The 2,669-nt window shown below is 36.3% G+C and carries 5 protein-coding genes; all 5 read right to left on the bottom strand.

Annotation, left to right across the window (positions count from 1 at the left end; all coding sequences use genetic code 11):
• Positions 1 to 213, bottom strand: a 213-nt coding sequence (locus F452_RS13535; protein WP_155259049.1) for an RHS domain-containing protein, incomplete at its 3' end; no start/stop codon positions are given.
• Between the two features lie 38 nt (positions 214 to 251).
• Complete coding sequence (locus tag F452_RS0110525) at positions 252 to 623, bottom strand: Imm10 family immunity protein (RefSeq protein WP_018966137.1); 372 nt, start codon at positions 621 to 623, stop codon at positions 252 to 254.
• A gap of 10 nt (positions 624 to 633) precedes the next feature.
• On the bottom strand, positions 634 to 1,488 hold the full coding sequence (locus F452_RS13105) for an RHS repeat-associated core domain-containing protein (RefSeq protein WP_018966138.1): 855 nt from the start codon (positions 1,486 to 1,488) through the stop codon (positions 634 to 636).
• Between the two features lie 214 nt (positions 1,489 to 1,702).
• Positions 1,703 to 2,050: a hypothetical protein gene (locus F452_RS0110535; protein ID WP_018966139.1), complete on the bottom strand. Its 348-nt coding sequence runs from the start codon at positions 2,048 to 2,050 to the stop codon at positions 1,703 to 1,705.
• A 34-nt stretch (positions 2,051 to 2,084) separates the two neighbouring features.
• A partial coding sequence (locus F452_RS13110; RefSeq protein ID WP_026292393.1) for an RHS repeat-associated core domain-containing protein occupies positions 2,085 to 2,669 on the bottom strand: 585 nt, incomplete at its 5' end.

The raw sequence follows: 2,669 nt of genomic DNA on the forward strand, positions 1-2,669 counted from the left end.
CTGATACCTGAACGGACAATCGCTCAAAGAACGCCCGGCAAAGTTACGAACAGAGCCATAAATATCCAATTCTACCGACCATGTTTTTTCTCCATCAGAATTGAACATCTCAGTTGGTGTACCGAGATAGTCTGTTACAATGCTGTAGCTCTCTCCGCTTTGAAGTTTGGCGCAGAAAAGTTCCTGTCGACCAATAACATCAGTTACATAAATTGCTAAATATAAAAAGAGTCAAATGATAAATAAACAGATTATATGTCCGAAAATATTTCGTCAAAAATAGTTTTAAATTCTTCCCAATTCTCTATTGTGTAACTGTTTTCAATTACAATTTCTATAGACTCTATCCCCTCAATTGCATTTTCTTTTAATTCAAATAATATGCCATTTTTATTTGCAGAAGCATTTCTACATATATCATAGCCAGAATTTGATTGGTCTATATACTCAAAGTAATAACTATCCATACCTAGTTCAATATCTTGGGGATCAAAAGCAATTGCCTTTTGTATAATAACATATTGATTAGGATCATCTCCATTGTCTGAAAATCCGATCATGTTGTAATTTTCGCCCACATTTGACTCATATGCAATCTTATTTGCCGTAAATTTTATTTTCATACTACATAATTTAATGATTTCCTGCTTTCCATCTTTTTATTTCTCCAGTCTCTTTATCTTTCCATATATAAGTTATATCTGCATTAACTTCTTTAGCTTTTGCGTTCATTTTTCCTTTGCATGAGTTACAAGGTGGATACATGCCAAAAATTTCCATTCTTTGTCCTTCGCTTAATGGAATATTTTTCATCGCTCTTGCTTCAGTGTGAGTAGCAAGTGTAGATCGAGGAAAACCAAGAGCTTTTTCGGCAGGTGTCATATTACCACTTCTTAAGACATCTCTGCTTATTCTATTGCCACTACTATCATAAACATTTACGATAGCAATATGTGATCCTTTCCCTGAACCAAAAGAAGGAGACAGGGCATTGGGGTCGACCCAATAATTAAGATCGTGAACATAAGAATACAAGTTTAATTCATTACTTGCAAGTCCTATCGGGTCTTGACTGATATAATTCCCTAAATTTGGGTCGTAATATCGGAATCTATTATAACAAAGATCTATTTCCGCATCAAAGTATTGCCCTTGATATAAGAAAGGCACAAAGGTACTATTTCCTGTTCTTATTTTGCCGTAAATGTCGAGATTTCTTTCCCAAACTTTTGCGCCATTACAATCAAAAGCATGGGTCGGTGTGCCGAGATAGTCTGTTACAATGCTGTAGCTCTCTCCGTTTTGAAGTTTGGCGCAAGGGACAAAACTACTCTCCTCAAACAGCCACGTTATAAGGTTTTCATCTCCTGCTCCTCCTCTCTTTTCTTCCTCCGTCCACTCGTGCAACGGTACGTTGCCATCCCAAACCCAACGGGTGGTCTTGCCTTGATAGGTCTTGGAAATACGCCCTTTTATATGGAATGTCAAAAAATATTAATGCAGGAGATATGTTTTGTGTTTTCCATAGTTTCAACTATAGTAGACTATCTCGTCAGCTTGCTGCGAAGTATGAGTAAGATATTTTTATTTACTCGACACTAGTAGCGAGGAGTCAAACCGAAAGAAATCGAGGCTATGGGATGCTTTTCGTAAAAGTAATTTCCAACAAAAAACGGCAGTTTTAATACTACGTTGCAAAAAATTAATTTGATATATTGCCTTGTTTTTCCAGCCAATTGTTAAAGCGAGCGGCCAAGCTATCTCTCCATTCTTCACTTGGGCACTGATTTATTAATGTCCTATATTTTTTATTATCTACACTCTTAATCAATGACTCTACTAATTTAAGTAAAGTCCATTGTAAATCATAAAAAGCATTGTCGGGAAATAGACTTATCAAAACTTCTCCCTCTTCATAAGATATAGGTAGAGTTATGCTTTCTAATACAGAGTCATATAAAGCGATAGTACTGTCCACAGATTCATCATCATCTATGGATTCATTTGGCATTCTTCCCAATTTTAGTAATTCCAAAAACTCTTTTCTCATAATCCTTATTTCTTTTTCAATTTTATCAAAAACTCTAATGGTGTGATTTTATCTTGTTTAAAGATAGCTCTCCTTTTTTTAACATACCTAAATCTTCGTATTCTTTTATAATTTGCTTGATGGAACTATCAAATTTGCCCCCTCCTATCTTATGTAGATCAATTAAATCGTCTTTTAAAACATCTTTAAATGCTCTATCCTTATCAATTGCTGCAGTCGCTCTCCCTTTTGACTTAAATGTCCGAGTCTCAGCATGGTCTATATCTGTCATAACTACAGCAATACCTTCCTTTCTGGGTAAATATCCAAGCTTATCTTGTGGAATATGGTGAATCTGAAAGCCATCAAATGGATCGGATGCATTGACTAAATCTCCATATGCTCCAACTTGTCCCTCAATAACTGATAACCCCCATAGGTCTATCAAGACATTGACATCGGACACATAAGCATACAATTTATTTCCACCTGCCAATCCTATAGGGTCTTGGGAGATATACATTCCCTCATCAGGCGAGTAGTAACGGAAACGGTTATAATACAGCCCTGTCTCCTCATCCTCATACTGTCCCTGATACCTGAACGGACAATCGCTCAAAGAACGCCCGGCAAAGTTACG

Origin of the sequence: Porphyromonas gulae DSM 15663, assembly GCF_000378065.1 — a bacterium.
GTDB lineage: Bacteria > Bacteroidota > Bacteroidia > Bacteroidales > Porphyromonadaceae > Porphyromonas > Porphyromonas gulae.

Coding starts and splice junctions, on each gene's coding strand:
- F452_RS0110525 (WP_018966137.1), bottom strand. CDS start 623: ATGAAAATAAAATTTACGGCAAATAAGATTGCATATGAGTCAAATGTG.
- F452_RS0110535 (WP_018966139.1), bottom strand. CDS start 2,050: ATGAGAAAAGAGTTTTTGGAATTACTAAAATTGGGAAGAATGCCAAAT.